General features: G+C 65.0%; 18 protein-coding genes. 6 read left to right on the forward strand and 12 right to left on the reverse strand.

Going from position 1 to position 25,283, the window contains the following annotated elements; all coding sequences use genetic code 11:
- Positions 1-206 precede the first annotated feature (206 nt).
- The 9 genes from CAG22_RS25735 to CAG22_RS25775 form a co-directional block, all read right to left on the reverse strand.
- The gene (locus CAG22_RS25735) at positions 207-980 is read right to left on the reverse strand and encodes an enoyl-CoA hydratase (protein ID WP_013971834.1); all 774 of its coding nucleotides are present in this window, start codon (positions 978-980) and stop codon (positions 207-209) included.
- Between the two features lie 13 nt (positions 981-993).
- On the reverse strand, positions 994-2,121 hold the full coding sequence (locus tag CAG22_RS25740; protein WP_085706434.1) for an acyl-CoA dehydrogenase: 1,128 nt from the start codon (positions 2,119-2,121) through the stop codon (positions 994-996).
- Positions 2,122-2,129: 8 nt separating this feature from the next.
- Positions 2,130-3,323, reverse strand: a complete 1,194-nt coding sequence (locus CAG22_RS25745) for an acetyl-CoA C-acyltransferase (protein ID WP_085706435.1) — start codon at positions 3,321-3,323, stop codon at positions 2,130-2,132.
- An 11-nt stretch (positions 3,324-3,334) separates the two neighbouring features.
- A complete protein-coding gene (locus tag CAG22_RS25750) occupies positions 3,335-4,102 on the reverse strand; it encodes an SDR family NAD(P)-dependent oxidoreductase (RefSeq protein WP_013971831.1) in 768 nt (255 codons plus the stop codon).
- Positions 4,103-4,115: 13 nt separating this feature from the next.
- Complete coding sequence (locus CAG22_RS25755; protein WP_085706436.1) at positions 4,116-5,762, reverse strand: acyl-CoA synthetase; 1,647 nt, start codon at positions 5,760-5,762, stop codon at positions 4,116-4,118.
- Between the two features lie 122 nt (positions 5,763-5,884).
- Positions 5,885-10,315 (reverse strand): dermonecrotic toxin domain-containing protein, encoded by a 4,431-nt coding sequence (locus tag CAG22_RS25760; protein WP_085706437.1) that lies wholly within the window; start codon positions 10,313-10,315, stop codon positions 5,885-5,887.
- Positions 10,316-10,435: 120 nt separating this feature from the next.
- The gene (locus CAG22_RS25765; protein ID WP_085706438.1) at positions 10,436-14,944 is read right to left on the reverse strand and encodes an NEL-type E3 ubiquitin ligase domain-containing protein; all 4,509 of its coding nucleotides are present in this window, start codon (positions 14,942-14,944) and stop codon (positions 10,436-10,438) included.
- 78 nt (positions 14,945-15,022) lie between these two features.
- Positions 15,023-16,045: an AraC family transcriptional regulator gene (locus CAG22_RS25770; protein WP_024086600.1), complete on the reverse strand. Its 1,023-nt coding sequence runs from the start codon at positions 16,043-16,045 to the stop codon at positions 15,023-15,025.
- Between the two features lie 57 nt (positions 16,046-16,102).
- The gene (locus tag CAG22_RS25775; RefSeq protein ID WP_015269648.1) at positions 16,103-16,966 is read right to left on the reverse strand and encodes a LysR substrate-binding domain-containing protein; all 864 of its coding nucleotides are present in this window, start codon (positions 16,964-16,966) and stop codon (positions 16,103-16,105) included.
- Positions 16,967-17,078: 112 nt separating this feature from the next.
- On the opposite strand from CAG22_RS25775, the gene CAG22_RS25780 reads away from it, so the two are divergent.
- Both CAG22_RS25780 and phnX read left to right on the forward strand, forming a co-directional pair.
- Complete coding sequence (locus CAG22_RS25780) at positions 17,079-18,185, forward strand: 2-aminoethylphosphonate--pyruvate transaminase (RefSeq protein ID WP_013971825.1); 1,107 nt, start codon at positions 17,079-17,081, stop codon at positions 18,183-18,185.
- Positions 18,186-18,219: 34 nt separating this feature from the next.
- Positions 18,220-19,047: a phosphonoacetaldehyde hydrolase gene (gene phnX / locus CAG22_RS25785; protein ID WP_085706439.1), complete on the forward strand. Its 828-nt coding sequence runs from the start codon at positions 18,220-18,222 to the stop codon at positions 19,045-19,047.
- Positions 19,048-19,184: 137 nt separating this feature from the next.
- On the opposite strand, the gene CAG22_RS25790 is transcribed toward phnX, so the two are convergent.
- Positions 19,185-20,249, reverse strand: a complete 1,065-nt coding sequence (locus CAG22_RS25790; protein ID WP_085706440.1) for an AI-2E family transporter — start codon at positions 20,247-20,249, stop codon at positions 19,185-19,187.
- Positions 20,250-20,382: 133 nt separating this feature from the next.
- Here CAG22_RS25790 and yegQ point away from each other — a divergent pair, with 133 nt between their 5' ends.
- Positions 20,383-21,702 (forward strand): tRNA 5-hydroxyuridine modification protein YegQ, encoded by a 1,320-nt coding sequence (gene yegQ / locus CAG22_RS25795; protein WP_085706441.1) that lies wholly within the window; start codon positions 20,383-20,385, stop codon positions 21,700-21,702.
- A gap of 9 nt (positions 21,703-21,711) precedes the next feature.
- Here the strand turns inward: yegQ and CAG22_RS25800 are convergent, their stop codons facing one another.
- Positions 21,712-22,362 carry a hypothetical protein gene (locus tag CAG22_RS25800; RefSeq protein ID WP_085706442.1) on the reverse strand — a complete coding sequence of 217 codons (651 nt, stop codon included), beginning with the start codon at positions 22,360-22,362 and terminating at the stop codon, positions 21,712-21,714.
- Between the two features lie 266 nt (positions 22,363-22,628).
- On the opposite strand from CAG22_RS25800, the gene CAG22_RS25805 reads away from it, so the two are divergent.
- From CAG22_RS25805 to CAG22_RS25815, 3 genes are all read left to right on the forward strand, one after another.
- Complete coding sequence (locus tag CAG22_RS25805) at positions 22,629-23,060, forward strand: DUF411 domain-containing protein (protein ID WP_039614165.1); 432 nt, start codon at positions 22,629-22,631, stop codon at positions 23,058-23,060.
- On the forward strand, positions 23,060-23,497 hold the full coding sequence (locus CAG22_RS25810) for a YqaA family protein (protein WP_013971818.1): 438 nt from the start codon (positions 23,060-23,062) through the stop codon (positions 23,495-23,497). Before CAG22_RS25805 ends, CAG22_RS25810 begins: the two co-directional genes overlap by 1 nt.
- Positions 23,498-23,572: 75 nt before the next feature.
- A complete protein-coding gene (locus CAG22_RS25815) occupies positions 23,573-24,571 on the forward strand; it encodes an alpha/beta fold hydrolase (RefSeq protein WP_085706443.1) in 999 nt (332 codons plus the stop codon).
- Between the two features lie 130 nt (positions 24,572-24,701).
- Here the strand turns inward: CAG22_RS25815 and CAG22_RS25820 are convergent, their stop codons facing one another.
- A complete protein-coding gene (locus CAG22_RS25820) occupies positions 24,702-25,283 on the reverse strand; it encodes a DinB family protein (RefSeq protein ID WP_013971816.1) in 582 nt (193 codons plus the stop codon).

A 25,283-nucleotide genomic window follows, 5' to 3' on the forward strand; every position in this document is an offset into this window, starting at 1 on the left:
CCCTCGCTACGGGCCTGCTCCCGGGAGTACGCGCTGCAGGCCCCATCCATGGGGCCTCAGCGCTTGACGGGCATCCATGCCCGTCACCTCCCTCCGCAGTCCCTTCGCTCGGCCTCCTGAAGTCGCAATCGGCGGCGCCTGAACTACCGTGCACTTAGAAGCAAAAGCAAAAGCAAAAGCAACGGCAGCGGCAACGCCGATTCCAATCAGCGGTCCTTGAACTGCGCCTCGCGCTTGGCAATGAACGCAGCCATCCCCTCTTTCTGGTCTTCGGTAGCAAACGCCGCATGGAACACCCGCCGCTCGAAGCGCACACCCTCGCTTAGGGTGACTTCGAACGCACGGTTGACGCTCTCCTTGACCATCATGCTCACCGGAATCGACTTGCTGGCAATGGTCGCGGCCACCTTCAGCGCCTCTTCCACCAGCTCCGCCTGCGGCACGATACGCGCCACCAGGCCAGCACGCTCAGCTTCCTCAGCCCCCATCAGGCGACCGGTCAGGCACAGTTCCATGGCCTTGGCCTTGCCCACCGCACGGGTCAGGCGCTGGGTGCCGCCCATGCCCGGCAGCACGCCAAGGTTGATTTCCGGCTGGCCGAACCTGGCATTGTCCGCCGCCAGGATGAAGTCACACATCATCGCCAGCTCGCAGCCGCCGCCCAGGGCAAAACCGGACACCGCGGCAATGATCGGCTTGCGCCGGTTGGCAATGCGGTCGGAATCGCTGAACAGGTCGTCAACGTAGATTTGCGGGTATTGCAGCTCGGCCATTTCCTTGATGTCGGCGCCAGCGGCAAAGGCCTTGGCGGAACCGGTCAGCACCACGCAGCCGATGTTCGGATCGCGCTCGAGCTGGTCCAGGGCCTGGTTGATCTCCCCGACGATCTGCGCGTTCAGCGCGTTCAGCGCCTGCGGGCGGTTGAGGGTGATCAGGCCGACCTTGCCGTGGATGTCCAACAGGATGGTTTCGAATGCCATGCAGTCTGCTCCTTCAAAGATTGCGCGCAATGACCATGCGCTGAATGTCGCTGGTGCCTTCGTAGATCTGGCAAACCCGAACGTCGCGGTAGATCCGCTCCAGCGGGAAGTCACTCAGATAGCCATAACCGCCCAGGGTCTGCAAGGCATCCGAACAGACCTTTTCGGCCATTTCCGAGGCAAACAGCTTGGCCATCGACGCTTCCACCAGCGCCGGGCGCCCGGCATCGCGCAGCGCGGCGGCGTGCAGCACCATCTGCCGGGCCACGGCAATCTTGGTCGCCATATCGGCCAGGCGGAAGGCCACCGCCTGGTGCTCGATCAGCGCCTTGCCAAAGCTCTGCCGCTCGTTGCCGTAGTCGCGCGCCACTTCGAACGCCGCGCGGGCCATGCCCACCGCCTGCGAGGCGATGCCGATGCGGCCGCCTTCGAGGTTGGCCAGGGCGATCTTGTAGCCCTCGCCTTCGGCACCCAGGCGGTTGGCCACCGGCACGCGCACATTGTCGAAAACGATCTGGCAGGTATCGGAGGCGTGCTGGCCGAGCTTGTCCTCGACCCGCGCCACCTGGTAGCCCGGCGAATCGGTGGGCACGATGAAGGCACTGATGCCGCGCTTGCCGGCGTCCGGGTCGGTCACGGCGAACACGATCACCACCCCGGCGTTCTGCCCGGAGGTGATGAACTGCTTGCTGCCATTGAGCACGTAGTGGTCGCCGTCCAGACGTGCACGGGACTTCAGGCTGCTGGCGTCGGAGCCGGCCTGCGGTTCGGTCAGGGCGAAGGCGCCGAGCATCGCACCGCTGGCCAGCGGGGTGAGGAACTGCTCTTTCTGCTGCTCGCTGCCAAAACGCAGGATCGGCACACAGCCCACCGAGTTGTGCACGCTCATGATGGTCGAGCAGGCGCCGTCACCGGCGGCGATTTCCTCCAGGGCCATGGCATAGGCCACGTAGCCGGTGTCGCTGCCGCCCCACTGCTCCGGCACCAGCATGCCGAACAGGCCCAGCTCGGCCATCTCCTCGATGGCCTCCTTGGGGAAGCGGTGTTCCTTGTCCCATTGCTCGGCAAACGGCTTCAGGCGCTCCTGGGCAAAGGCGCGTACCGCGTCGGCGATCTGTTGTTGCTCGTCAGTTACCAGCATGGTTCACCTCAGTACAGGCATTCGACAGCCATGGCCGTGGCCTCACCACCGCCAATGCAGATGGCCGCCACGCCACGGCGCAGGTTGTTCTGGCGCAGGGCCGACAGCAGGGTCACCAGGATGCGCGCGCCGGAAGCGCCGATCGGGTGGCCGAGGGCGCAGGCGCCGCCATGGATATTGACCTTGTCGTGCGGCAGGTCGAGGTGCTTCATGGCCGCCAGGGTGACCACGGCGAAAGCCTCGTTGATCTCGAACAGGTCGACCTCGGCCAGGTTCCAGCCGGTGCGTTTCATCAGTTTGTCGATGGTACCGATCGGCGCGGTCGGGAACAGTGCCGGGGTGTCGGCAAAGGCGGCGTGGCCGTGGATCACCGCCAGCGGCTTGAGGCCGCGCTTGTCGGCTTCGGAGCGGCGCATCAGCACCAGCGCCGCAGCGCCGTCGGAAATCGAGCTGGAGTTGGCGGCGGTCACCGTGCCGCCTTCGCGGAAGGCCGGCTTGAGCTGCGGGATCTTGTCCAGGCGGGCCTTGGGCGGTTGTTCGTCGTCCTTGATGACGCGCTTCTCCTTGCCCTCGGTGACCTCGACCGGCACGATCTCGGCAGCAAAGCGACCGCTCTTGATAGCGTCCTGGGCGCGGGTCAGCGAGGCGATGGCGAACTGGTCCTGGGCCTCGCGGCTGAAGGCATTGGCCTGGGCGCAGTCTTCGGCAAAGGTGCCCATCAGGCGGCCCTTGTCGTAGGCGTCTTCCAGGCCGTCCATGCACATGTGGTCGATGATCCTGCCGTGGCCCATGCGGTAGCCGCCCCGGGCTTTGTCCAGCAGGTACGGTGCGTTGGTCATGCTTTCCATGCCACCGGCCACCACCACATCGGCGGTGCCGGCCAGCAGAAGGTCATGGGCCATGATCGCCGCCTGCATGCCCGAACCGCACATCTTGTTCAGGGTGGTGCAGGTGGTGTGCTTGTCCAGCCCGGCGCCCAGCGCGGCCTGGCGCGCCGGTGCCTGGCCCTGGCCTGCCGGCAGCACGCAGCCGAACAGCACCTGCTCGACACTGGTGGCATCGATGCCGGCGCGCTCGACGGCACCACGGATGGCGGCGCTGCCCAGCTGCGGCGCTGTCAGGCTCTTGAGGTCGCCCTGCAAGCCACCCATGGGCGTGCGCACGGCGCTGACGATAACGATCGGATCATTGGCGAGGGTCATGTTCGCTCTCCTTACTTGGCAGCCATGCGCAGTGCACCGTCGAGGCGGATCACCTCGCCGTTGAGCATGCTGTTCTCGATGATGTGGCGGGCCAGCGCGGCGTACTCCTGCGGGCGACCCAGGCGCGGTGGGAATGGCACGCCAGCGGCCAGCGAGGCGCGTACTTCCTCGGTCATGCCGGCCATCATCGGCGTTTCGAAGATGCCCGGGGCAATGGTCATCACACGGATGCCGAAGCGCGCCAGTTCGCGGGCGGTCGGCAGGGTCAGGCTGGCGATGGCGCCCTTGGAAGCAGCGTAGGCTGCCTGGCCGATCTGGCCGTCATAGGCGGCGATGGAGGCGGTGTTGATGATCACCCCGCGCTCGCCCCCCTCATCGGCAGCCCCTTCGGCCATGGCCGCGGCGGCCAGGCGCAGCAGGTTGAAGCTGCCGATCAGGTTGACGTTGATGACCTTGGCAAAGCTGGCAAGGCCATGCGGGCCCTGCTTGCCCAGCACTTTCTCGGCGCCGACGATGCCGGCGCAGTTGACCAGCCCGTGCAGGCTGCCAAAGGCGCTGACGGCCGCATCGACCGCCGCCTGGGCGGCCTGCTCGTCGCTGATGTCGGCCACCGCGAAACGGGCGTTTTCGCCCAGTTCGCGGGCCTTGGCTTCGACGGCCTGGGCATTGAGGTCGACCAGCATGACCTTGGCGCCGGCCTCGACCAGCATCTGCGCGGTGGCAGCACCCAGCCCGGAGGCGGCGCCGCTGACGATGAAGTGTTTGTTGGCTATTTGCATGATCGGTTTCCTTTCAGGCGCTGGCAGGGGTGGCCTGTTGCGCTTGTTGTTTGGCGACTTCCTGGTTGCGCAGGATGAAGCGTTGCAGCTTGCCGCTCGGGGTCTTGGGCAGCTCGCTGACGAATTCGATTTCCCTTGGGTAGGCATGGGCGTACAGGCGCTGGCGCACGTGCTGGCGCAAAGCCTCTTCAAGCTCGGCGCTGCCCTGGTAACCGCTGGCCAATACCACGAAGGCCTTGATCAGCTCGGTGCGCTCCGGGTCCGGTTTGCCGATCACCGCCGCTTCGATCACCGCCGGGTGCTCGATCAGTGCGCTTTCCACGTCGAACGGGCCGACCCGGTAGCCGGAGGTGGTGATCACATCGTCGCTGCGGCCGACGAAGCTGATGCTGCCATCCTGGTTCAGCTCGACGGTGTCGCCGCTGAGGTAGTACTTGCCGACGAAGGCTTTGGTCGGCAGGCCGTGGTAGCCCGCGAACCAGCACAGCGGCGACTGCTCGCGGTCGACCGCGAGGATGCCCGGCTGGCCGGCGGGCAGTTCGTTGCCCTGCTCGTCCAGCACCACGATGCGGTGGCCGGGGATGGCAAAGCCGGCCGAGCCGAGGTGTACCGGGTGCTGCAGGCCATGGTGGTTGCACAGCACCATGCCCAGTTCGGTCTGCCCATAGTGGTCGTGGATGGTCACGCCCAGTTCGTCGGCGAACCAGCGGATCACTTCCGGGTTGAGCGGTTCGCCGGCACTGCTGACCACCCGCAGGCGGCCCTTGATCGGTGCCGAGAAGTCATCCCCGGCGGCAATCAGCAGGCGGTACGCGGTGGGTGAGCCGGCCAGGTTGGTGATGCCCAGCTTGTCGATCACCCGTGCGCAGCTTTCAACACTGAACGGGCCATCGTAGAAGGTGGTGGCATGGCCCAGCGACAGCGGGCCGGTGACCGCGTAATACAGGCCATAGGCCCAGCCCGGGTCGGCCAGGTTCCAGAAGTTGTCCTCGGGGCGCAGGTCGATGGCATCGCGCATGTAGCCCTGGAACGCGACGATGGCACGCAGCGGCACCTCCAGCGGTTTGGCCGGGCCGGTGGTGCCGGAGGTGAACATCAGCAGGAACGGGTCGTTGCCCGAGCGCATGACCGGCTCGCATTTGTCTGCGGCATTGTCCAGGCACTGCTGGAAGTCCAGCTCACCATTGGGGGCATTGACGGTGATGATGGTCGGGCAGGCGTGCACATCGTCCAGCTTGGCGCGGTTGTGGCTGTCGGTGACGACCACGCGGGCGTGGGACTGCTCCAGGCGATGTTCGATGGCCTTGGGGCCGAACGCGGTGAACAAGGGCTGGTACACCGCACCGAGACGCCAGGTGGCGAGGATGGTGACCAGCAGTTCGGGGGTGCGCGGCATCAGGCCGGCGACCCGGTCACCCGCACCCACGCCTTGCGCTTGGAGCACATTGGCGAAACGGGCAGCCAGTGTTTGCAACTGATCGAAGCTCAACCGCGCACTCTTGCCCTCGCGGTTTTCCCAGACCAGTGCGGTCTTGCCCTCACCGGCATGGCGGTCGCAACATTCGACACAGGCATTGAGGGCTTCGAGGTTGCCATGCAGCGCCGCAGCAGCAGCCTGGCCATGGTCGAACGCACGAGCGGCCTCGGTGTAATCGCGCATCGTCGGACTCCTGGTTTCTTGTTTTTGGAGTTGAACCATCGGTCCGACGATGTTCGCGCCGCGCTGGCGTTGCGGCAATGGCCTAAGTTGTCAAACTGGATGACCGGTTTGGCCGGTGGCCATCAACCCGGTGCGCGCTCCAGGCTGATCACGTAGTGCTCGGTCAGTTGCAGTTGCAACTCCAGCCGATCGGCCTGCAGCTGCGCATCCAGAGCCTGTTCCTGGTTCAGATACTGTGCTTCACCCAGTTCATCGCGCCTTACCGCGAGTGCCGCCCGCTGCTCCGCAGTGAGTTGCTCAAGGTCATTGAACGGCCGGGCGAAGCGCTGTTGCAAAAAGCGCTGCCAGAATGCGCGCGTGCACAGGTTTGCGACTACATCAACGAGAAGGTTCGCCCTTTCCACGGCCGCCTCTGCCGCCTGCAGCCGATGCTCGCTCAACCCTACGGCGGCGGCCCTGAGGCGCATTCTGGCAGGCTGGAACGGCAACCTGAGCCTGGTGCGCAAGCGTACCCTGTAGCGCATTGCCAACGTCGCCAGTACCGCGGGCTCGGCGAAGCCTTCGAGGTTTTGCCGCTCGGCCTCGACATACTCGTCAAGGCGGTCCAGGCGGTGCAAGGCGCGCCCCAACGCCAGCAACTTCGAGCCTCGGGATTGCGCACCATCGCCTGCCGCGTCGCGCTCGGCATGCAGACGCAGCAGTCGGCTGAACAGGTCGATGGCACCGTTGTCATCCATTACCACATCGTCGGCCGCCAGTTGCACCTGGCGAGCGAATTCGGCGTCTGTCTCCATCATCGACAGGCACTGCCAGCCCATGCGCAACAGATAAGCCTTGGGCCAGCTGTAGTCCGCCAGGCCTTGCAGAAGCTCCAGCAGATCGAACAGGCGGGCATTTTCGTCTCGGGTGCTCAGCCGGTCCCAAAGCTCACCACGCCCATGGCTGGCGGAGTCGGAACCGACCCACCAGGCTCGGCCGATCTCTTCCTCCGGGTCCTCCAGCAGCGGCTCCAAGGCATAGAGCTTGCCGTAATCGGCCATGCTCAGGCGGTTGCCATCGACCAGGATGCGCTGGCGAAACTCCAGCGGCATGGCCAGCACGCCGTCAGGCACACCCCGCAGGAAATTGTCACGCAGGTCGGCTCGTTGCAGGAAGCCACACAGCTCGAGCCCTCTGGGCCACTCGCTGAGCCCGCAGCGGCGCAAATTCAGCTCGATCAGATGAGGCAGGTGATGGAAGCGCATTTCGTACACCCCCAGCGGGCTGTTGTAGCTCAGGTCGAGGTGGCTGAGCAGCGGCAACCCGTTCAATGCATCGATGGCATGGGCATCCAGGCGAATGCGGTTATGCCCCAGGTGCAACCGGCGCAGGTTGGTCAGGTAGCCAAGCCCGCGCGGGCAGCGCAACAGCTGGTTGTGGCTCAGGTCCAGTTCCTGCAGGTAGGTGAATGCCCGCAGAAACTCCTCGTTCACCACCCCGATGTTCGTCTCGCTCAGTACCAGGGTGGTGACGTGATAGAAATCGATAGGCGCAGGCATGACCGGCAACGAATCGGTTGGCAAGTCATTCAGGACCAGGCGCAGCCCCTGGCGCTTGCCGTCACTGTCGACCACCACATCGTCACCAAGCGCCTGCCAGGCACGCAGCAATCGTTCGGCGAACAGCTGGCGTCGCGCCCGCAAAGTGTCACTCAGCGCAGCCGACACCCAACCATTGAGCGCGCGGTTCAACTGCTCAAAATCGTCCTGCAGCGCCAGGAGCGCATCGGCGACCGACACATTCTGCAGCAGCCAGCGGTCAACTTGCGTTTCCAGCGAATCGCCCAGCCCCGGGAAGAATCGCCTCAGGCCGGCCCGCAGTTGTTCCCTGGGTGTGGTGGGCAGTGCCGCGCGCCCGCTGAGCAGGTAACCGACGCGGCCATCGGCAAGGCGCTGCCCAGGGTTGAACCAGCGCTCCGTCGACGCCCAGCCCAGCATGCGGGCGATTTCCTCATGGGTACCCAGGTGCGCCATGAGTTTCTCGCGCAAGCCCTCGGCATTGGCGTTCTCGGCCAGGCCCAAACGGCCCAGCAGGTTGCGCGATTCGAGTGCGGCCAGCACAGCCTGGAAGATGCACGAGGAAGCAGGTGGCTGCATCGCGAGTTTTCGGCCCTGCCCGTCATACAGGGCAAAGACCCCTTGCTCACGCACCAGCACCCGCTGCTCGGCCGCATCGCCAACCGAACCGATGCGTTTCAACGCCACGGCATCCGCAGCAGCATTGCTCAACGCCAGGCTGAACGCATCAATGGCCTCGACATTCAGCAATGCCAACACCAGCTTGCCCGTTTCGTCGCTATATGCGCTCGGCAGATAAAACCCTGCCAACGCCCTGCTCACCTTCGCCAGCGAGCACAACGACCTGGCCTGGGTGGCCAGGCTTTGCGGCAACTTTCCACCACTGACGAACAGCTGGCGAGCGTCGTGACTTGCTCCGTCGGCCAAATCGCGCGCATAGGGCTCAGGCAGCCCCAGCGCCATCAGCGGCTTGAGCAAAGGCTCCGCCGATTCGGGCAGGCGTGTCAGCCGTGCGAACAGCAGGTCGCTCGACCTTGGCCGATCCGCAAGCACTGCGGCACGCCCTTTTACGCTGCCCGGTCGGGCCTCGCACCAGGCCAGCAGCTGCAAGTCCTGATCGGAGACAGTGTCGCGTTCCAGGTGGCTGAAGAACGTGTCGATCCGGGCATCGGCATCGAATGCCCTGAGGGTTTCCCGCAAGGTGGCGGGCGTTCGCCGGTTTTCCACCAGCAGGCCGCGCAGTTCGTCCTCATCGATGCCGGCCATGCGCAAGATCCGCTGCGCCTGCTGGCTATCAAAAGGTTGATCGCGCGGCCAAAGGGTATCGAGCATTTTCGCAGGGTCGCGCCAACGCTGGGGCTCATCGTGCATCAGGCGCCAGCTGCGTTCGCCATTGTGCAGCACGACCGGGCCGTACGCCTCTTCGCGCCCGGGGTGGCGCAGACGCCAGGGGCCATCGGGGTCAGGCCGATGAACTTCGTAGAAGACCCCGTCGGCCTTCATCCAGCGGCGCTCGCCATCGGCATAGGCCCCGTCCGCACCCAAGGTGATCGTTTCAGGGGTCGAGGCAAAGGCTGCCAGATCTCGGGACCACAAACGCCCCGCCCCATTGGCGAGCCTTACCGGCTCCAGCGCCGCGACGAACGCGCTGCGCACGAAGGTGACGCCCGCCACCGTCGCGGCGGTGCCCGCCAGTATCTCGGCAACGCCCAGCATGTGCTCCAGCGCCTCGTGCTGATGGCCTCGCAACCAGTCCTGCGTGCCCTCGAAAACCTCCGAGAGGGTGTGGGCCACCAGTTGCCCGAGCAGCAAGCCGCCCACCACAGGAATGAACAGCCCCGCGAGGTTGAGCACATCGAGGCCGGCGGCCTTCCACGCCTCATGCCGCTCACGCAATGCGGCTTCATCGGCATCGGCGGTTGGCACCAGCAACAGGCGGCCATCCTGCTTTACCCGCTTTGTCTGCTGTGCAGCCAGCGCCTGGAAAATGTCATGCTGTGGCACGCTGCCATCGAGCTCCAGGTCCGGCTGGTCATCCTTCAGGCGGGCCTGCAGCTTGTGCATGAACCCGGCACGCTGATCCAGGCCGATCAACTGGCTGAACGCCTGGCGATAGGGTTCATGGCGCAGCTCGGCCACCAACGCGCTATTGATCGAGGCGTGGCTGTCGAAGTGCCGCAACGCCTGTACCGGGTCGCTGGGCAGGTAGAGCACGCCGCCCTGCGTTTGCCCATGCGTGTCGCGAAGTTGAATCCACACACCATCCGCCACTGGGCAACCGAGGGCTTCGAGCAGGCCCGGGTGGCCCGTGAGGCTGGCGGATCGCCGATCCGCGGGTTTATCCACCAGGGCGTGCAATGCCTCCTTGACCGGCTCGGTGATCTCGCCTTTCAGCGCGGCAACCTGCACGGCCAGGCGCAGCCCGGAGCGTTTGTCTTCACACAAGATGCGCTGTGCCGCGGCATCGAATGTGCGGTCCAGCTCCTGCTGGTACAGGCGCCCGGCATCGAGCTTGCGGCACGCCTCGACCAGTTCATCGGTGCCTCGCGAAAGTACCCGTTCCTGCCCCGGCGCGACCAACCCGGTTCCCAGGTAGAAATCGTTGCTGGCGGCAAAGTTGCGCATCAGGCGGAGCAAGCCGTTTTCACGCCGTTGCCCGTAAGTGGGAAATTGCGGCTCAGCGCCGAGCGTGGACGAAAAACGATGGGAAACCTCCAGCCACTCCAACTGCCAGAACGCTACGTCGCCCGGCAGCGGCTCGCGCAACAAACTGGCGAATTGCCGTTCGGCGAACTGCTGTGGTGACGGCAGCGCCAGGGTGATCCCGCGCAACCGGGCCTGGGTGGCATGATGGGCTTCCAGGTTTTCGCGCAAGGTGCGTATCTGGCTTTGCGTTGCCTGTTTGAGCCAGGCAGGCAACCGGTCACCGATGAAACCGTCGTGCAAGTGGCTGGAAGACGCAGAGGCGGGCTGTGGTGTGTGTGGTTCGCGGGTCATGGCAGGTCCCTGGATGGCTGTCGAAAGCCACGCATGGTGTGCAACCTGCCGGCGCTTGCGCAGAGGGAACCCCTGCGGTAGAAGCAGGGCGGCACACTGCGTGCCGCCCGTGAAGCGCCGTCACTTTGCCTCTGGCACCATGAACGCTTCGTGCGTAAGGCGCTGGGCAAGGCTGGCCAGGGCCTGCTCGCGCTCATCGCGCAGGGCGTTGCTCAGGTTCCAGTACTCGTCACTGGTCAAGGCCTCCCTTTGCTCGTCCAGAGTTTCCAGCCGCAGGGAGAATTGCGTTTCCAGGGTTTCGAAGTCGTCCGCATGCTCTGCCCGCAGTACCGGCAACCAGAAATCACGCTCGCTGATGAACACGACCCGTTGCTCGCCCGCCTCAACCTCAAGCACTTCCTTGAAGGCCTCCTCCAGTTGCAGCGACGACACGTTGGCCAGCCTGCCAAACTGCATATGGCGAGGTTGGCCCAACAGGTCCAGGCGCTGGGCCAAGCCGCTGAGGTAGGCAAGATTGACCTCCACCTCCTCTTCATCGTGGTTCCCCCGGCTCCAACGTCCATCCTGGTAGCGGGCGTCGATTTCGCGCCGGGCGATTTTCTCTACCCAGTGCACGCGAAACAGCCGCTTGGCCAACTGCAGGCGTGCCGCGCGGGTCGAAATCGGGTCGCCGCCGCGGGTGGCCTGCTCGACATGCATGCGTACCTCGAGGCGGCTGAACACGGTGGAAACGCTGTCCACACAGGTGGTGGGCTCCGCTGCCAGGTCAAACAGCGCCATGCGCGTGGCGGTATCGGCATGGGCGGCATCCAGCATTGCCCATACCCTGAACCCGAGTTCGGCCGGCGCCTTGCTGAATTCGGCCGTGCTCGTCAGTTGCCTGAGCAGCTCGAAGAAAGCCAGGCTGCCGGGCTCGGCATTCAGCGCATCCCATTTCCCTTGCTGCTCCTGCCGCGCCGCTGGGTCCAGGGTCTGCAGCCATTGTTCCCGAGCCGGGGCGTGTCGTTGCGGGCGGGGCGTGGCCAGCAGGCGTTCGGCGGCATAAAGGCGATCGAGATCCTGCACTGGCAGCGCATTGCCCTCCAGGTGCATGGCACGGCGCAACTGCAACGGGGCCTGAAACAAGGCTGCCGGTAACTCGGCTATCTGGTTGTTGCGAAGATCGGCGAACACCAACAGGCCACACCACTCCAGGCCCCGGGGCAGCGCCGTCATCTGCACCCGGTTCAAACGCAGGATCCGCAAGCTGGGCAGCCGCTCGAACTGTAGCCTGATGTCGCCGAGCGGGTTGTCACTCAGGTCCAGCGAACGCAAGAGCGCCAGGCCGGTCAGCACATTGGCCTGCGGCTCCGAGATACGAATACGGTTGCGCGGCATCAGCAACTGGCGCAAGGCGGTCAACCGCTCCAGCCCCGCAGGTAACGCGCGCAAGGCGTTGTCGCTCATGTCCAGGCACAGCAGATCGGGGAAGCAGGCGAGGAACCCCGGCGGGATGGCATCCAGACCGAGCGCCGACAGGGTCAATTCCGACACGTGCGAGAAGTCCGTCCCGACCGGCAACACGGGCAGGCTGCCCACCGGTACGGCGACGATGCTCAGGCTGAGCACCGCATCGTTGCTGATAGCCCCGACGGCGCGGTCGCTGCGCATCTGCCAGGCACGCCGCAACGAATCTGCGACACGTCGGCGTGCGCGGCTGGCGCTGCCCGCCACTTCTTCAACCCAGGCCAGCAAGCTGTCATCCAGGCGGCGGTATTCCTGCTCGACACGCAGCAGGTTCTCGAACAGGCCCCCGCGCATGTCCAACAGGCTCTGGACATAGCGATCGACGCCGGCATCCCCGATACCGGGATACAACGCGCGCACCCGCTGCCGCACCACGCGCTCCGGCGAGCCGATGCACGACTGGCAGCCACCCAGTGGATAGCCCGCTCGGCCATCGGCCAAACGCTGCATGGGCGATGCCATGGGCCTTGCCTCCCGCCAGCCGAGCAGGCGCAGCAGGGCCTGCCGGTCACCGGGTAGCCAGGCCTGCATCTGCTCGCGGATTCTGGTCGGCGCATCGGTGCCATTCCAACCCTGTCGCACCCGGTATTCCACGGGCAGGCAAGCGGCCAGCACCTCGAACAGCCCCTCGGGGGCGGCGACCTCGCGCTCATCCGGCAAGCCTCTGTCGTTGTAGAGCTGGAAGCGCCCCTCCCGCCTGACCAGCACCACGGCCTGCTCAAGGTCGGTCTCGGCGAACAGCCGTTCCATCGCCGCCCCGGCATACGGGTCACGGCGCAATACCAGGTTGAACCCGGCAGCACCGGGGCCATGCCGACGCAGCAGGGCAAAGGCCAGCGCCACCACTTCCGGCCGGTAACTGCCTTGCAGGTACAACGCTTCGCGCATGCGGGTCAGGCGCGCCAGTTGCAGGGCCACCCGCGCCTGTTCAGCCAACGCCAGCGGCAGGCGGGACTCTGCCTGCATGCGCAAGCGCACAGCCTCGGTAGCCTGCTCGAGCACATCGAGGGCATAGGCGTCTGGCAGCGTCGGGAAGTCGCGCTGGATCAAGCCCAGCAGCGGGTCGTCGGCCAGGTAAAGCCTGGAGAAATGCTCGAGCATCGCCTCACGCAACTCGCTTGCCGCGTCACGGATCGACAGCACCTGTTCTTCGACGGTTTCACCCTGCAGATGCAACCGTTCGATGCACCATTGCCACAGTTCGGTAGCGGTATCAGCCTCCCCCGCTTCCAGCCGGCTGAAAAAGGCCTGCGCGCGTGCGTCCACGGCAAAGCGCTGCAAGGTATCGCGCAGCTGCACCGGCAACCCTCGCCGTTCCACCAGCAGACCACGCAGGTAGGCCTCGTCGACATCCGCGACCTTCAGCACCTGTTCCACCCGCACGGCGTCCATCGCGGTCGCCGCCGGCCAAAGCCGCGCGAGCAACAGTGCGGCGCCCTGCCATTCCAGTGGCCGCTCGTAAGCCAGCCGCCAGCCACGCGCAGAGCAACGTTCCAGCACCGGCCCGAACGCCGCGTCACCTTCGGCATGCAGCAAGCGCCAAGCGCCATTGGCGGTTTGCCTTACCCGATACAAGGCACCATTCGACCGCCACCAATGGCGCTCACCCTCGGCGAGCAAGCCGTTGTCGAGCTCCGTCAGCTGAACGGGTGGAGTAGTGTCCTGGTAAGGCACCAGCTCATTGCGCCACAGCCGTTGCCGGCCATCTTCGGTGATGACCGGCTCCAGGGTTTCGACGAATGCGCTGCGGGCCAGGTGGGCACCGACAACCACCGCACCGGTGGTTGCCACGCTGAAGGCCACCTGAAGCATATGCGTCAAGGCCTCATGCTGATGGCCCAACTGCCAGTCACGCACGCCCTCGAAAGTTTCAGTCAACAGTTGCCTGGCCAGGTCCGCCAGCAGCAAAGCCCCGATGACCGGCACGAACAGGCCCGCCAGGTTGAGCAATACCAGGCCAGCACCTTTGAGCTCGTCCAGGCGCTGCTCCGCAGCCCCGTCATCGGCCTGGGCGGTGGGCACCGCAAGGAAACGTGCATCGGCCTTGATTCGCTGCATGTGCCAGGCGGCCATCGACGCAAAACCGTCCCCCGCTTCCAACACCCTGCGGGGTTCCAGGTCAGGCTGTGCATCCTGCAAGCGGGTATCCAAAGCCTGCTCGCAAGTGGCGCGATCACCCAAGGCAATGCGCCGCACGAATGCCTGCCGATAGTCCTGGTTGCCCATCGCCGTGGCCAGGACGCGGTTCGCCTCATCCCAATTGGTGAACGCGCGCAGGGGTTGCGCCTGATCGTCAGGGGTATACAGGATCACTCTTTTCAAGCGCCCAGGTACCCCGAAGGGAAACGTGGACTGGTGGCGGGGCTGCTCGATCAACTCAACGGCCAGCGCGCCATCCACCCGGCAGCCAAGGACCTGCAGTGCACCGATCTCCAGCTGCACCGGCCCCTTGATCACGGCGGGTTCAACCTTGCACGCGATACGCAGCACTAGCAGGTCTTCCGGATCCAGCTGCTGCTTGATGGCCGCGATCTCGACCGCCACGGCCAGTTCCAGGCGCTGGTCGGTGGTCAGGGCTTTTTCAAAGTCAGGGGTCAATACCTGCGCCAGGTGCCGCTGGTAGGCGCTGCCGACATCCACCTGGCGGCACAGGCTGACAATCCGGTCGATGTCTGCGCTCACCACCTGCTCGTCCTGGTGGGCTGCCGGAAGGGTCAAGGCGGTGCCGAGGAAGAAGGACTCGTTGGCCTTGAAGTTCTGCAACAGCTTTTGCAAGGCCGGCATGCGCACGAAGTACGGTTGATAATCAGGGATCAAGCCGGTTCTCACATCCAGCCGTGCGCGTGTTTCGCGCCACACCAGTTTGTCCAGGTCGACCTGCAGCTTCAGCTGGCTGTCCTGGCGCAAGGCAGGCTCGAACAGTTGCTTGGCGAAACGGTCCAGAGGCTGCAGACGGTCGGCGAACCCTGCCATCTTCCGCTGGCTCGCCAGATAGGCGTTGAAACGCAATTGCAGCCTGGCAAGCTGCTTGGGCTTGGCCGCCTTCAGCCAGGCGGGCAAGCTTTGCGCGATGAAATCTTCGGCGGGGTGAAGCAACTTGGGGTGCAAGGCAGGTTGAGACATCGTCGATTTCCTGGTCAGTGATCGACTTGTCACGATGCTTGCCAGCGGCGGCGGCCGGCAGCGGGAAGGCGTGGTTCCCTAGCCGCCACTGCCGCGCTTGAGGATCAGCGCACGGTAATGCCCAGGGTTGCAGCCGAACCACTTGCGAAACGCCTTGTAGAACGAACTGCTGTCGGCAAAGCCCAGGCGCTCGGCGATTTCGCCCATGGCCGCGTCTTCCTGGCTCAGCCAGGCAATTGCAAGCTCACGACGCACGCTGTCCTTCAACCCTTGGTAGTTCTGCCCCTCTTCGGCCAGCCGTCGGCGCAGGGTAGAAGGCGACAGGCACAACTGGCGCGCCAGGCTGTCGCCATCGGGCCACTGCCCCGGGTCCAGGCGCAGCAGGTCGGTGCGAATGCGCCGCCCGAGGCTGGCCGGGTCACGGTACTTGACCAGGATGTTGCCCGGCGCCTCGGCCAGAAAGCGCTGCAGTTCTTCTTCGCTGCGCCGCAGCGGCAGCTCAAGGCATTCGGCAGCGATGATCATGCGCGTGCGCGGGCGCTCGAACTGCAGGTTTTCCGAAAACATCACCCGGTAGTCATCGCAGAACGGCGGTTCGGCACAGCGCAGATCGATGGCCAGGATCGGGATACGCCGCCCGGCCAACCAGCAGGTCACACCGTGCACGATCATCCAGAAGGTGAAATAGGTGAAAGCGCGGCGCGGTGTGTCACGCGGTTCGTTGATGACGATTTCGGCCAGGCCTTGCTGGCGCACCAGGCTTGGCTGCAGGTCTTCAAGCATCAGTGACAGGAACGCCAGCGCGGTTTCCAGGCCGGCGCCCAGGGTTGGCTGGCCCATGCTGGCACGGCACATGAACGCCAGGCTGCCGCTGCGCAGACCGCGCGGGTCCATGGCGAAGAACTCATCGTTGCAGCGCCGCGCCAGCAGACGCCAGAGCCGGGCATAGGACTCGGCGCTGACCCGTGCCGCTGGCAGGTGCAGTTGTTCGACGGCGATACCCGCCCGGGCCAGCAAGCCAGTATCGGGCTCGCCGGCTGGGCAAGTCTGCAACAGCGCTTCGCGCACCAGCTGCATGGAAATGGTGTCTTTCTCGCTCATCGACGGTCCTGTCGGCTCAATGCCGGCCATCTTAGGCCGCCCCGTTGAAAACAGCCATCACAGCCCCGCCGCCAGGCCGAGGAACGCCTGGATCAGGCGCAGCTCACGGCGGCGCTCCAGGCAGCCGATCAGGTGCTGGTTGACCAGGCCGTCACCGGCCAGCGGGCGTGCCACTACCCGCGGGTCATTGGCGACTTCGGTGGACGACACCACGCCAATGCCCAGCTCCGAGGCCACCGCTTCGGTCACCGCCTCGCGGCTATCCAGCTCCAGCAGCACCCGAGGTTGCACGGCGGCCTTGCTGCAGGCCTTGTCGAAGGTGCGCCGGGTGGTGGAGCTGGGTTCGCGCAACACCATGATCTGCTGGTGCAGCTCAGCCAGCGGCAAATCACCCTCGCCGCTGGCCCAGGCATGCCCCGCCGGCAGCAAGGCGCACAACCGCGACTCGCACAGGTTCTGCAAATGCAGGCCTTTGCGCGGCTCGATCTCGGTCAGCACGGCCACGTCGGCATGTTCGCTGAGCAATGCCGCCAAGGTTTCCTGGGCATTGCCCAGGCGCAGGTTGACGGTAATGCCCGGGTAGCGCTCGCGCAGCAGCGCCAGCATCGGCATGACCCGGTGCGGGCCATCGGCCGCCACCTCCAGGCGCCCGGTCAGCAGTTGCCGGTTGGCCTCGAGCATGGCCTGCGCCTCTTCGGCCAGGCCGAACATGGCGCGGGTGATGGCCGCCAGGCGGGTGCCCTCTTCGGTCAACTCCACCCGCCGCGCGGTACGCCGCAGCAAGGTGATCTGGTAGTGCTCCTCCAGCGCCTTCACGTGCCCGGTCACCGCCGGCTGGCTGATGAACAGGCGTGCGGCGGCACGGGTAAAGCTGCCCTCACGGGCCACGGCATCGAAGGCACGCAACTGGAACAGGTTCATATTTATCGGCCTGACTTATAGCTCGAATAACAACAAACAATTTGATTGATGACAGCGCCAATTGCAACCTAGGCCCCGTAGTTTCAGCCCACCGCTTGTGAGGAATAACGGAATGAGCAACGCCCCGATTCTGCTGACCCCCGGTCCCCTGACCACATCAATCCGCACCCGCCAAGCCATGCTGGTGGACTGGGGCTCCTGGGACCGCGACTTCAACCAACTGACTGCCAGTGTCTGCGAGCAACTGCTGGCCATCATCGACGGCAGCGCCAGCCACCACTGCGTGCCCCTGCAAGGCAGCGGTACCTTCGCCGTGGAAGCGGCCATCGGCACCCTGGTGCCGCGTGACGGCAAGGTCCTGGTGCTGATCAATGGCGCCTATGGCCAGCGCCTGGCGAAGATCTGCAAAGTGCTGGGCCGTGCCTACAGCACCTTCGAAACCGCCGAAGACCAGCCGACCACCGCCGCCGACGTCGACCGCCTGCTGGCCGCCGATCCGGCCATCACCCACGTCGCGCTGATCCACTGCGAAACCAGCACCGGCATCCTCAACCCGCTGCCCGAGATCGCCCAGGTGATCAAAGGCCACGGCAAGCGCCTGATCATCGACGCCATGAGCTCGTTCGGCGCACTGCCGATCGACGCCCGCGCCATCCCCTTCGAGGCGCTGATCGCCGCCTCCGGCAAATGCCTGGAAGGGGTACCTGGCATGGGCTTCGTGTTCGCCGAGAAAACCGCCCTGGCCGCTGCCGAAGGCAACGCCCACTCGCTGGCCATGGACCTGCACGACCAGCACACCTACATGGCCAAGACCGGCCAGTGGCGCTTCACCCCGCCGACCCATGTGGTCGCTGCCCTGCACGAAGCGCTGCAGCAATACAACGAGGAAGGTGGCCTGCCAGCGCGCCACCAGCGCTACGCCGACAACTGCAAGACCTTGCTCGACGGCATGGCCGCCATCGGCCTGCGCAGCTTCCTGCCTGCCGAGATCCAGGCGCCGATCATCGTCACCTTCCACGCACCGAACGATCCCCGCTACCAGTTCAAGGACTTCTACGAGCGGGTCAAGGCCAAGGGCTTCATCCTCTACCCGGGCAAGCTGACCCAGGTGGAAACCTTCCGTGTCGGCTGCATCGGCGTGGTTGGAGCGGACGGCATGCAGGCCGCCGTGAATGCCGTGGCCGAGGTGCTGCGGGAAATGGAAGTGCTGGACATCTGACCCTTTGCCCACCCAATTTCAGGAACAAGCGCACATGAACTACAGCAACCCTACCCAGCTGCAAGCCGCCATCCTCGACTGGGCCGGCACCGTGGTCGACTTCGGCTCCTTCGCCCCGACCCAGATCTTTGTCGAAGCCTTTGCCGAATTCGATGTGCAGGTGTCCATCGAAGAAGCCCGCGGCCCGATGGGCATGGGCAAGTGGGACCACATCCGCACCCTGTGCGATGTGCCGGAAATTGCCGAGCGCTACCGCAAGGTGTTCGGCCGCACCCCGACCGACGATGATGTCACCGCCATCTACAACCGCTTCATGCCGCTGCAGATCGAGAAGATCGCCGTGCACTCGGCGCTGATCCCCGGCGCCCTGAACACCCTCACTGGGCTGCGCCAGGACGGCCTGAAGATCGGCTCTTGCTCGGGCTACCCGAAGGTGGTGATGGACAAGGTGGTGGAACTGGCCGCGCAGAACGGCTACGTGGCCGACCATGTGGTGGCTACCGACGAAACCCCGAACGGCCGCCCATGGCCGGCCCAGGCCTTGGCCAACGTGATCGCGCTGGGTATCGACGATGTAGCGGCGTGCGTGAAGGTCGACGATACCGTGCCGGGCATTCTCGAAGGCCGCCGTGCCGGCATGTGGACCGTGGCCCTGGTGTGCTCGGGCAATGCCCTGGGGCTGACCTGGGAAGGCTACCGCGCGCTGAGCGCCGAGAAGCTGGAAAGCGAGCGCCAGCGCATCCACGCCCTGTTCGCTGGCTCCCGCCCGCACTACCTGATCGACACCATCAACGAACTGCCAGAAGTGATCGCCGACATCAACCGGCGCCTGGCCAAGGGTGAGATGCCGCAGGCATCCTGACCCGGCCATGGGGGCCGCGTTGCGGCCCATCGCCGGCAAGCCAGCTCCCACAGGTCCAGCGACAATCTTGAGAGCAACGCTGGACCTGTGGGAGCTGGCTTGCCGGCGATGGGCTGCAAAGCAGCCCTGTCAAAACCTTACTCCGGCAACTGCACCCGGGGTTTGGTTGCCGCGAAGATCGCCCAGCTCGACACGAACAGCGCCGCGATCAATGGCCCGATCACGAAGCCGTTGAGCCCGAACACCGCCAGCCCGCCCAGCGTCGACACCAGAATCAGGTAGTCCGGCATGCGCGTGTCCTTGCCCACCAGGATCGGCCGCAACAAGTTGTCCACCAGGCCGATCACCAGCACACCGAACGCGGTCAGTATCACCCCCGACAAAATCGCACCGGTCAGCAGAAAATACGCCGCCACCGGTGCCCACACGATCCCCGCCCCCACCGCCGGCAACAGCGACAGAAACGCCATCAGCACCGCCCATACCAGCGCACTCGGGATATCCAGCACCCAGAAAATGAAACCGCCCAGCGCGCCCTGGGTAATGGCCACCAGCACGTTGCCTTTTACCGTCGCCCGCACCACACGGTTGAACTTCAGCTGCAAACGGCGTTTCTGGTGTTCGGGCAGCGGCACTGCCAGACGCACCTGGCGGGCGACCTCCGCGCCTTCGCGCAGGAAGAAGAACAACAGGTACAGCATGATGCCGAAGCTGATCACGAACTCGAACGTGCCCTGCCCAAAGTTGAACGCCTGGCTGGCCAGCACCTGGCTGCCCTGGGTGGCCCACTTGCTGATCTTGTCGCGTAGCCCGTCGAGGTTGCCCATGCCCATGCTGTCCAGGCCCTGCTGGGCAAACGCCGGAAGCATGTCCTTGCCGCGCTCGACATAACCGGCAATATCCAGCTCCCCGTGCTCGATGCGCTGGTACAGGGCGGCTCCCTCCTGCACCAGCAGCGCGCTGGTGATGATCACCGGCAGGATCGCCACCAGCAGGCACACCAGCAAGGTGGCCGCCGCAGCCAGATTGCGCCTTCGACCGAAACGCAGCAGCAGGTGGCGCTGCAGCGGGGCGAACAGGATGCCGAGTATCACCGCCCAGAAGATCGCACCGTAGTACGGCAGCAGGATCCAGATGAAGGCAATGGTCACCAGCGCCAGCAGTACTGCCAGGGCTTTGTTCTGCAGGGCGGTCTGGTTCATCGCGGGTCCTCGCATGGCTTATGCGTTATTAGTGCGCCGCACCTTGGCAAAAGTGCCGCCATTCCCTTGATGCAAATCAATACGGGCCGTATCTGCCAACCCTAGCATCCGCACCTTTTGCTCCGGTGCGCACATGACCCCTATCGCCAAGCCCGAACTGCTGGCCCCCGCCGGCACCCTCAAGACCATGCGCTACGCCTTCGCCTATGGCGCCGACGCGGTCTACGCCGGCCAGCCACGCTACAGCTTGCGGGTGCGCAACAACGAGTTCGACCATGCCAATCTGGCCCTGGGCATCCAGGAGGCGCATGCCCTGGGCAAGCGCTTCTACGTGGTGGTCAACATTGCCCCGCACAATGCCAAGCTCAAGACCTTCCTCAAGGACCTGGCGCCGGTGATCGAGATGGCACCGGACGCGCTGATCATGTCCGACCCAGGCCTGATCATGCTGGTACGCCAGCACTTCCCGCAGATGCCGGTGCACCTGTCGGTGCAGGCCAACACGGTCAACTGGGCCAGCGTGCAGTTCTGGCAGCAACTGGGCCTGAGCCGGGTGATCCTGTCGCGCGAGCTGTCGCTCGAAGAGATCGAGGAAATCCGCCAGCAGGTGCCGGAAATGGAGCTGGAGGTGTTCGTCCACGGTGCCCTGTGCATGGCCTACTCCGGCCGTTGCCTGCTGTCGGGCTACCTCAACAAGCGCGATGCCAACCAGGGCAGCTGCACCAATGCTTGCCGCTGGAAGTACGACGCCACCCCGGCCACCGAGAACGCCACCGGCGACATCGTGCGCGAAGTGCAGCCGACGCTGGGCCTGGGTAGACCGACCGAGCAGGTATTCCTGCTGCAGGAAAGCAACCGCCCCGGCACCGAAATGCCGGCGTTCGAAGACGAGCACGGCACCTACATCATGAATGCCAAGGACCTGCGCGCCATCCAGCATGTCGGGCGCCTGGCCGCCATGGGCGTGCACTCGCTGAAGATCGAAGGCCGCACCAAGTCGCACTTCTACTGCGCCCGCGCCGTGCAGTCGTACCGCCAGGCGATCGACGACGCGGTGGCCGGGCGGCCATTCGACCGCTCCCTGATGGACAACCTCGAATCCCTGGCCCAGCGCGGTTATACCGAAGGCTTCCTGCGCCGCCACGTGCACGACGAGTACCAGAACTACCAGCGCGGCAACTCGGTGTCCGAGCGCCAGCAGTTCGTTGGCGAGCTGACCGGGCTGCGCGTCGACGGCCTGGCCGAGGTCAAGGTGAAGAACCGCTTCGCCGTGGGCGACCATCTGGAACTGATGACCCCACGCGGCAACTACCACTTCGATCTCGAGCACATGAGCAATGGCGAGCAGCAACCGCTGCAGGTCGCCCCTGGCGATGGCCACACCATCTACCTTCCTGTTCCCGAGCAGGTGCCATTGGCATACGGCCTGCTGATGCGTGACCTGCCAGCTTGAGCGAGGTGGCTAGAATTCAATCCTGGTAATGGCGCCAAGCCGCCGATCGCCCAATTCCTTACGAATCTGCTGACGAAAAGCGGCGAAACGTTCCAGGTCAAAACGGTAAACAGTGCCGGTGTTCCACACGACGATGTCACGCTGGGCCTCGCTCCAGAATCCGAAGTCGCGTATTTCCACCGTGGCATTGAAGCGAAACGAGTAGACCGCCAGATGGATCTGGCCTTCCTCGTCCTTCTGGCAGGGTGTTATCAGAAACGATGAGGCGACGTCGTTCTGCCAACCCGACTTCAGGAACTTGCTGGCGTGAGCACTGATACGCAGTTCCTGCATGGATGCGCGCGCCAGTTGGGCCAACAGCGTTGGTGTGCTGCCTGTGCCGATGGGCTCGAGCCTGGTATCGAAATCGTCATGGTCCCTGATGACCTGGGGCGGCAACTCCAGGGCGGCCGTCCTTACGCAGCCATGTTTCTCCAGGCGATTGCGGAAGCGGTCGAACCAGCTTTTCCATAGCTCGTCCCGGTCGAGGAAGCGGCTTGCGAACTCATCGGCATGGTCCAGCAACGTTTGCACGTCCTGGCGTTCCTCTTCGGACAGGTTTGGTCCGATGCCGATCAGATTGGTCTTGGAGTACAACAGGCAGTCCAGTGGTAGGGTCATGATCCAGCAGGCTCTCAGATAGGTGTGCCGCACGTTAGCCAGCGTGATGACAGGCCGGCATCCGGAACCACTACCTGGCAGGTAGACTGGCTGCCTGACAACGCTGGCGAACAGCAACAGGCCGCGCTGCGTCTGAAAGCCGCTTAGGCTATGCTGCTGGCCAACCGCTGGATATCGGACCGCCCCTGGGGCCGTAACGACACCGGGCGCGTGCAAGGCACAGGCCTGGTCGCCGGTATCCGCCCACGTTTTTGAAGGAGTGCTTCATGAAGCTGCGTAAACACCTGCTGCCCCTGGGCCTGCTGGCCATCACCGGCCTGGCCCAGGCTGCCGAGACCATCGACGTCTACCGCGACCCCAACTGTGGCTGCTGTAAGGCCTGGATCAGCCACCTGCGCGACAACGGCTTCACCGTCAACGACCATGTCGAGCCGAACATGAGCGAGGTGAAGCAACGTCTGGGCGTGGCGCCACGCCTGGCGTCGTGCCATACCGGGGTGATCGATGGCAAGTTCGTCGAAGGCCACGTGCCGGCCGAGCAGGTGCGCCTGCTGGCCAAGCGCAACGACCTCAAGGGCCTGGCCGTGCCGGGCATGCCCATGGGCTCGCCCGGCATGGAAATGGGTGACCACAAGGATGCCTACCAGGTCATCGGCGTGACCCAGGACGGCAAGGACACCGTGGTCGCCAACTACTGATGCTCAGCCTGTGGGCGCTGTTCCTCAGCGCCTTCGGCGCCGCTACCCTGCTACCGCTGCAATCGGAGGCCGTGCTGGTCGGCCTTTTGCTGCGCCAGCCCGAGGCCTGGGCCACCCTGCTGCTGGTGGCGACCCTGGGCAATGTGCTGGGCTCGGTGGTCAACTGGGTGCTGGGCCGGGCCATCGAGCACCTCCGTGACAAGCGCTGGTTCCCGTTCAGCCCTGCCCAGCTGGAACGCGCGCAACAGCGCTACCAGCGCTGGGGGCAATGGTCGCTGCTGCTCAGCTGGATGCCGGTGATCGGCGACCCGCTGACGCTGATCGCGGGCATCATGCGTGAGCCGTTCTGGCGCTTCCTGCTGCTGGTGACTCTGGCCAAGGCCGGCCGCTATGGGGTGCTGGCGATGATTACCCTGGGCTGGTTTCACGCCTGGTAACACCTTTCACGTTCCGCGTGGTCCACTGGCTGCTACAGTCGCCCCTTCCTACATGGCCCTACACGGAGTGCCCCCATGCTGCGCGCAACCGCCCTGGCCCTGGCCTGCCTCGTCGGCAGTTCGGCCATCGCCGCCGAATCGCCCACCTATGGCCCCCAGCTGGAGGGCTTCAACTACCCGCATCCGCTCAAGCATTTCGACTTCAAGTCCCAGGGCCAGGCCCTGCAGATGGGCTACATGGACGTACCCGCCCAGGGCCAGGCCAACGGCCACAGCGTGGTGCTGATGCATGGCAAGAACTTCTGCGCCGCCACCTGGGAAACCACCATCGACGCCCTGAGCAAGGCTGGCTACCGGGTCATCGCCCCCGACCAGGTCGGCTTCTGCAGCTCCAGCAAGCCGGCGCATTACCAGTACAGCTTCCAGCAGCTGGCGAGCAACACCCATGCCCTGCTCGAACAGCTGGGGGTGAAGCAAAGCATCGTGCTCGGCCACTCCACCGGCGGCATGCTCGCCACCCGCTATGCGCTGATGTACCCGCAGCAGGTGGAGCGCCTGGCGATGGTCAACCCCATCGGGCTGGAAGACTGGAAAGCCCTGAGCGTGCCCTACCGCACGGTGGACCAGTGGTATGCGCGCGAGCTCAAGCTGGATGCCGAAGGCGTGCGCGAATATGAGCGCAAGACCTACTACGCCGGGCGCTGGAAGCCGGAGTACGAGCGCTGGGTGCAGATGCTGGTGGGCCTGAACAAGGGGCCGGGGCATGAAGCGGTGGCGTGGAACTCGGCGCTGATCTACGACATGATCTTCACCCAGCCGGTGTACCACGAGTTCAAGGACCTGCAGATGCCCACCCTGCTGCTGATCGGTGACCAGGACACCACAGCCATCGGCAGTGATATCGCGCCGCCGGAGGTGAAAGCGAAGCTGGGCAAGTATGCAGTGCTGGGGCCGCAGGTGACCAAGCTGATTCCCAAGGGTGAGCTGATTACCTTTGAAGGCATGGGGCATGCGCCGCAGATCGAGGAGCCGGTGCGGTTCAACCGTACGCTGGTGGAGTGGCTGGGCAAGTGAGCCAATAGTCGAGGGGCCGCTTTGCGGCCCTTCGCGGGCTCGCCCGCTCCCACAGGTACTGCACAGGTTTGGGAAGCTGTGCACTACCCGTGGGAGCGGGCGAGCCCGCGAAGGGCTGCAAAGCAGCCCCCTACACTTTCCAGACCTGCTCCTCGGTCCAGCCCAGCTCGGCAAAGTCCGCCGCACGTAACCCCGCCTCTTCCTCGCAGAAAAACTCATCCAGCTGCGGCGGCCTCACTGCCGTGTCACTGAGCATCGCATGCACCTGCCCACGGTGATGCACCTGGTGCTCGAACAGGTGCGCCAGCAGCCGCAGCCGTTGCTCGCGCTGTACCCGCTCGGGGCGCACGATGCTCACATAGCGCCCCAGCTCACCATCGCGCAGGCCCCGGCAATAGGCGATCAGCCGGTGATCGGCCTGGGCCTGTTCGGCATGCAGGTCGGTGCAGGTGGCAAACGGCTGTTCGGGGTCGAAGAAGCGCTCGCCGTCGGCGTCGGGCTGCTCGCCACGCTGCTCGCACTCGAGCATGTGCAGGTAGAACCAGTCCACCGTCAGCAGGTGGTTGAGGGTGGCCTTGATCGACGGGAAAAAGCTGCAGCGCGGGGCGACGAATTCGTCCTGGGTCAGTTGCAGGCAGGCCTTGTACAGACGGTGGTTGGCCCAGCCATTGTTGTAGGCCTGGGTCAGCAGATGATGCGACAGCGGCTCCAT

Source organism: Pseudomonas sp. B8(2017), from assembly GCF_002113575.1.
In the GTDB taxonomy this organism is placed as follows: Bacteria; Pseudomonadota; Gammaproteobacteria; order Pseudomonadales; family Pseudomonadaceae; genus Aquipseudomonas; species Aquipseudomonas putida_Z.

Excerpts from the sequence above, each read along its gene's own strand:
- CAG22_RS25735 (WP_013971834.1), bottom strand. The coding sequence starts at position 980 with ATGGCATTCGAAACCATCCTGTTGGACATCCACGGCAAGGTCGGCCTG.
- CAG22_RS25740 (WP_085706434.1), bottom strand. The coding sequence starts at position 2,121 with ATGCTGGTAACTGACGAGCAACAACAGATCGCCGACGCGGTACGCGCC.
- CAG22_RS25745 (WP_085706435.1), bottom strand. The coding sequence starts at position 3,323 with ATGACCCTCGCCAATGATCCGATCGTTATCGTCAGCGCCGTGCGCACG.
- CAG22_RS25750 (WP_013971831.1), bottom strand. The coding sequence starts at position 4,102 with ATGCAAATAGCCAACAAACACTTCATCGTCAGCGGCGCCGCCTCCGGG.
- CAG22_RS25755 (WP_085706436.1), bottom strand. The coding sequence starts at position 5,762 with ATGCGCGATTACACCGAGGCCGCTCGTGCGTTCGACCATGGCCAGGCT.
- CAG22_RS25760 (WP_085706437.1), bottom strand. The coding sequence starts at position 10,315 with ATGACCCGCGAACCACACACACCACAGCCCGCCTCTGCGTCTTCCAGC.
- CAG22_RS25765 (WP_085706438.1), bottom strand. The coding sequence starts at position 14,944 with ATGTCTCAACCTGCCTTGCACCCCAAGTTGCTTCACCCCGCCGAAGAT.
- CAG22_RS25770 (WP_024086600.1), bottom strand. The coding sequence starts at position 16,045 with ATGAGCGAGAAAGACACCATTTCCATGCAGCTGGTGCGCGAAGCGCTG.
- CAG22_RS25775 (WP_015269648.1), bottom strand. The coding sequence starts at position 16,966 with ATGAACCTGTTCCAGTTGCGTGCCTTCGATGCCGTGGCCCGTGAGGGC.
- CAG22_RS25780 (WP_013971825.1), top strand. The coding sequence starts at position 17,079 with ATGAGCAACGCCCCGATTCTGCTGACCCCCGGTCCCCTGACCACATCA.
- phnX (WP_085706439.1), top strand. The coding sequence starts at position 18,220 with ATGAACTACAGCAACCCTACCCAGCTGCAAGCCGCCATCCTCGACTGG.
- CAG22_RS25790 (WP_085706440.1), bottom strand. The coding sequence starts at position 20,249 with ATGAACCAGACCGCCCTGCAGAACAAAGCCCTGGCAGTACTGCTGGCG.
- yegQ (WP_085706441.1), top strand. The coding sequence starts at position 20,383 with ATGACCCCTATCGCCAAGCCCGAACTGCTGGCCCCCGCCGGCACCCTC.
- CAG22_RS25800 (WP_085706442.1), bottom strand. The coding sequence starts at position 22,362 with ATGACCCTACCACTGGACTGCCTGTTGTACTCCAAGACCAATCTGATC.
- CAG22_RS25805 (WP_039614165.1), top strand. The coding sequence starts at position 22,629 with ATGAAGCTGCGTAAACACCTGCTGCCCCTGGGCCTGCTGGCCATCACC.
- CAG22_RS25810 (WP_013971818.1), top strand. The coding sequence starts at position 23,060 with ATGCTCAGCCTGTGGGCGCTGTTCCTCAGCGCCTTCGGCGCCGCTACC.
- CAG22_RS25815 (WP_085706443.1), top strand. The coding sequence starts at position 23,573 with ATGCTGCGCGCAACCGCCCTGGCCCTGGCCTGCCTCGTCGGCAGTTCG.
- CAG22_RS25820 (WP_013971816.1), bottom strand. The coding sequence starts at position 25,283 with ATGGAGCCGCTGTCGCATCATCTGCTGACCCAGGCCTACAACAATGGC.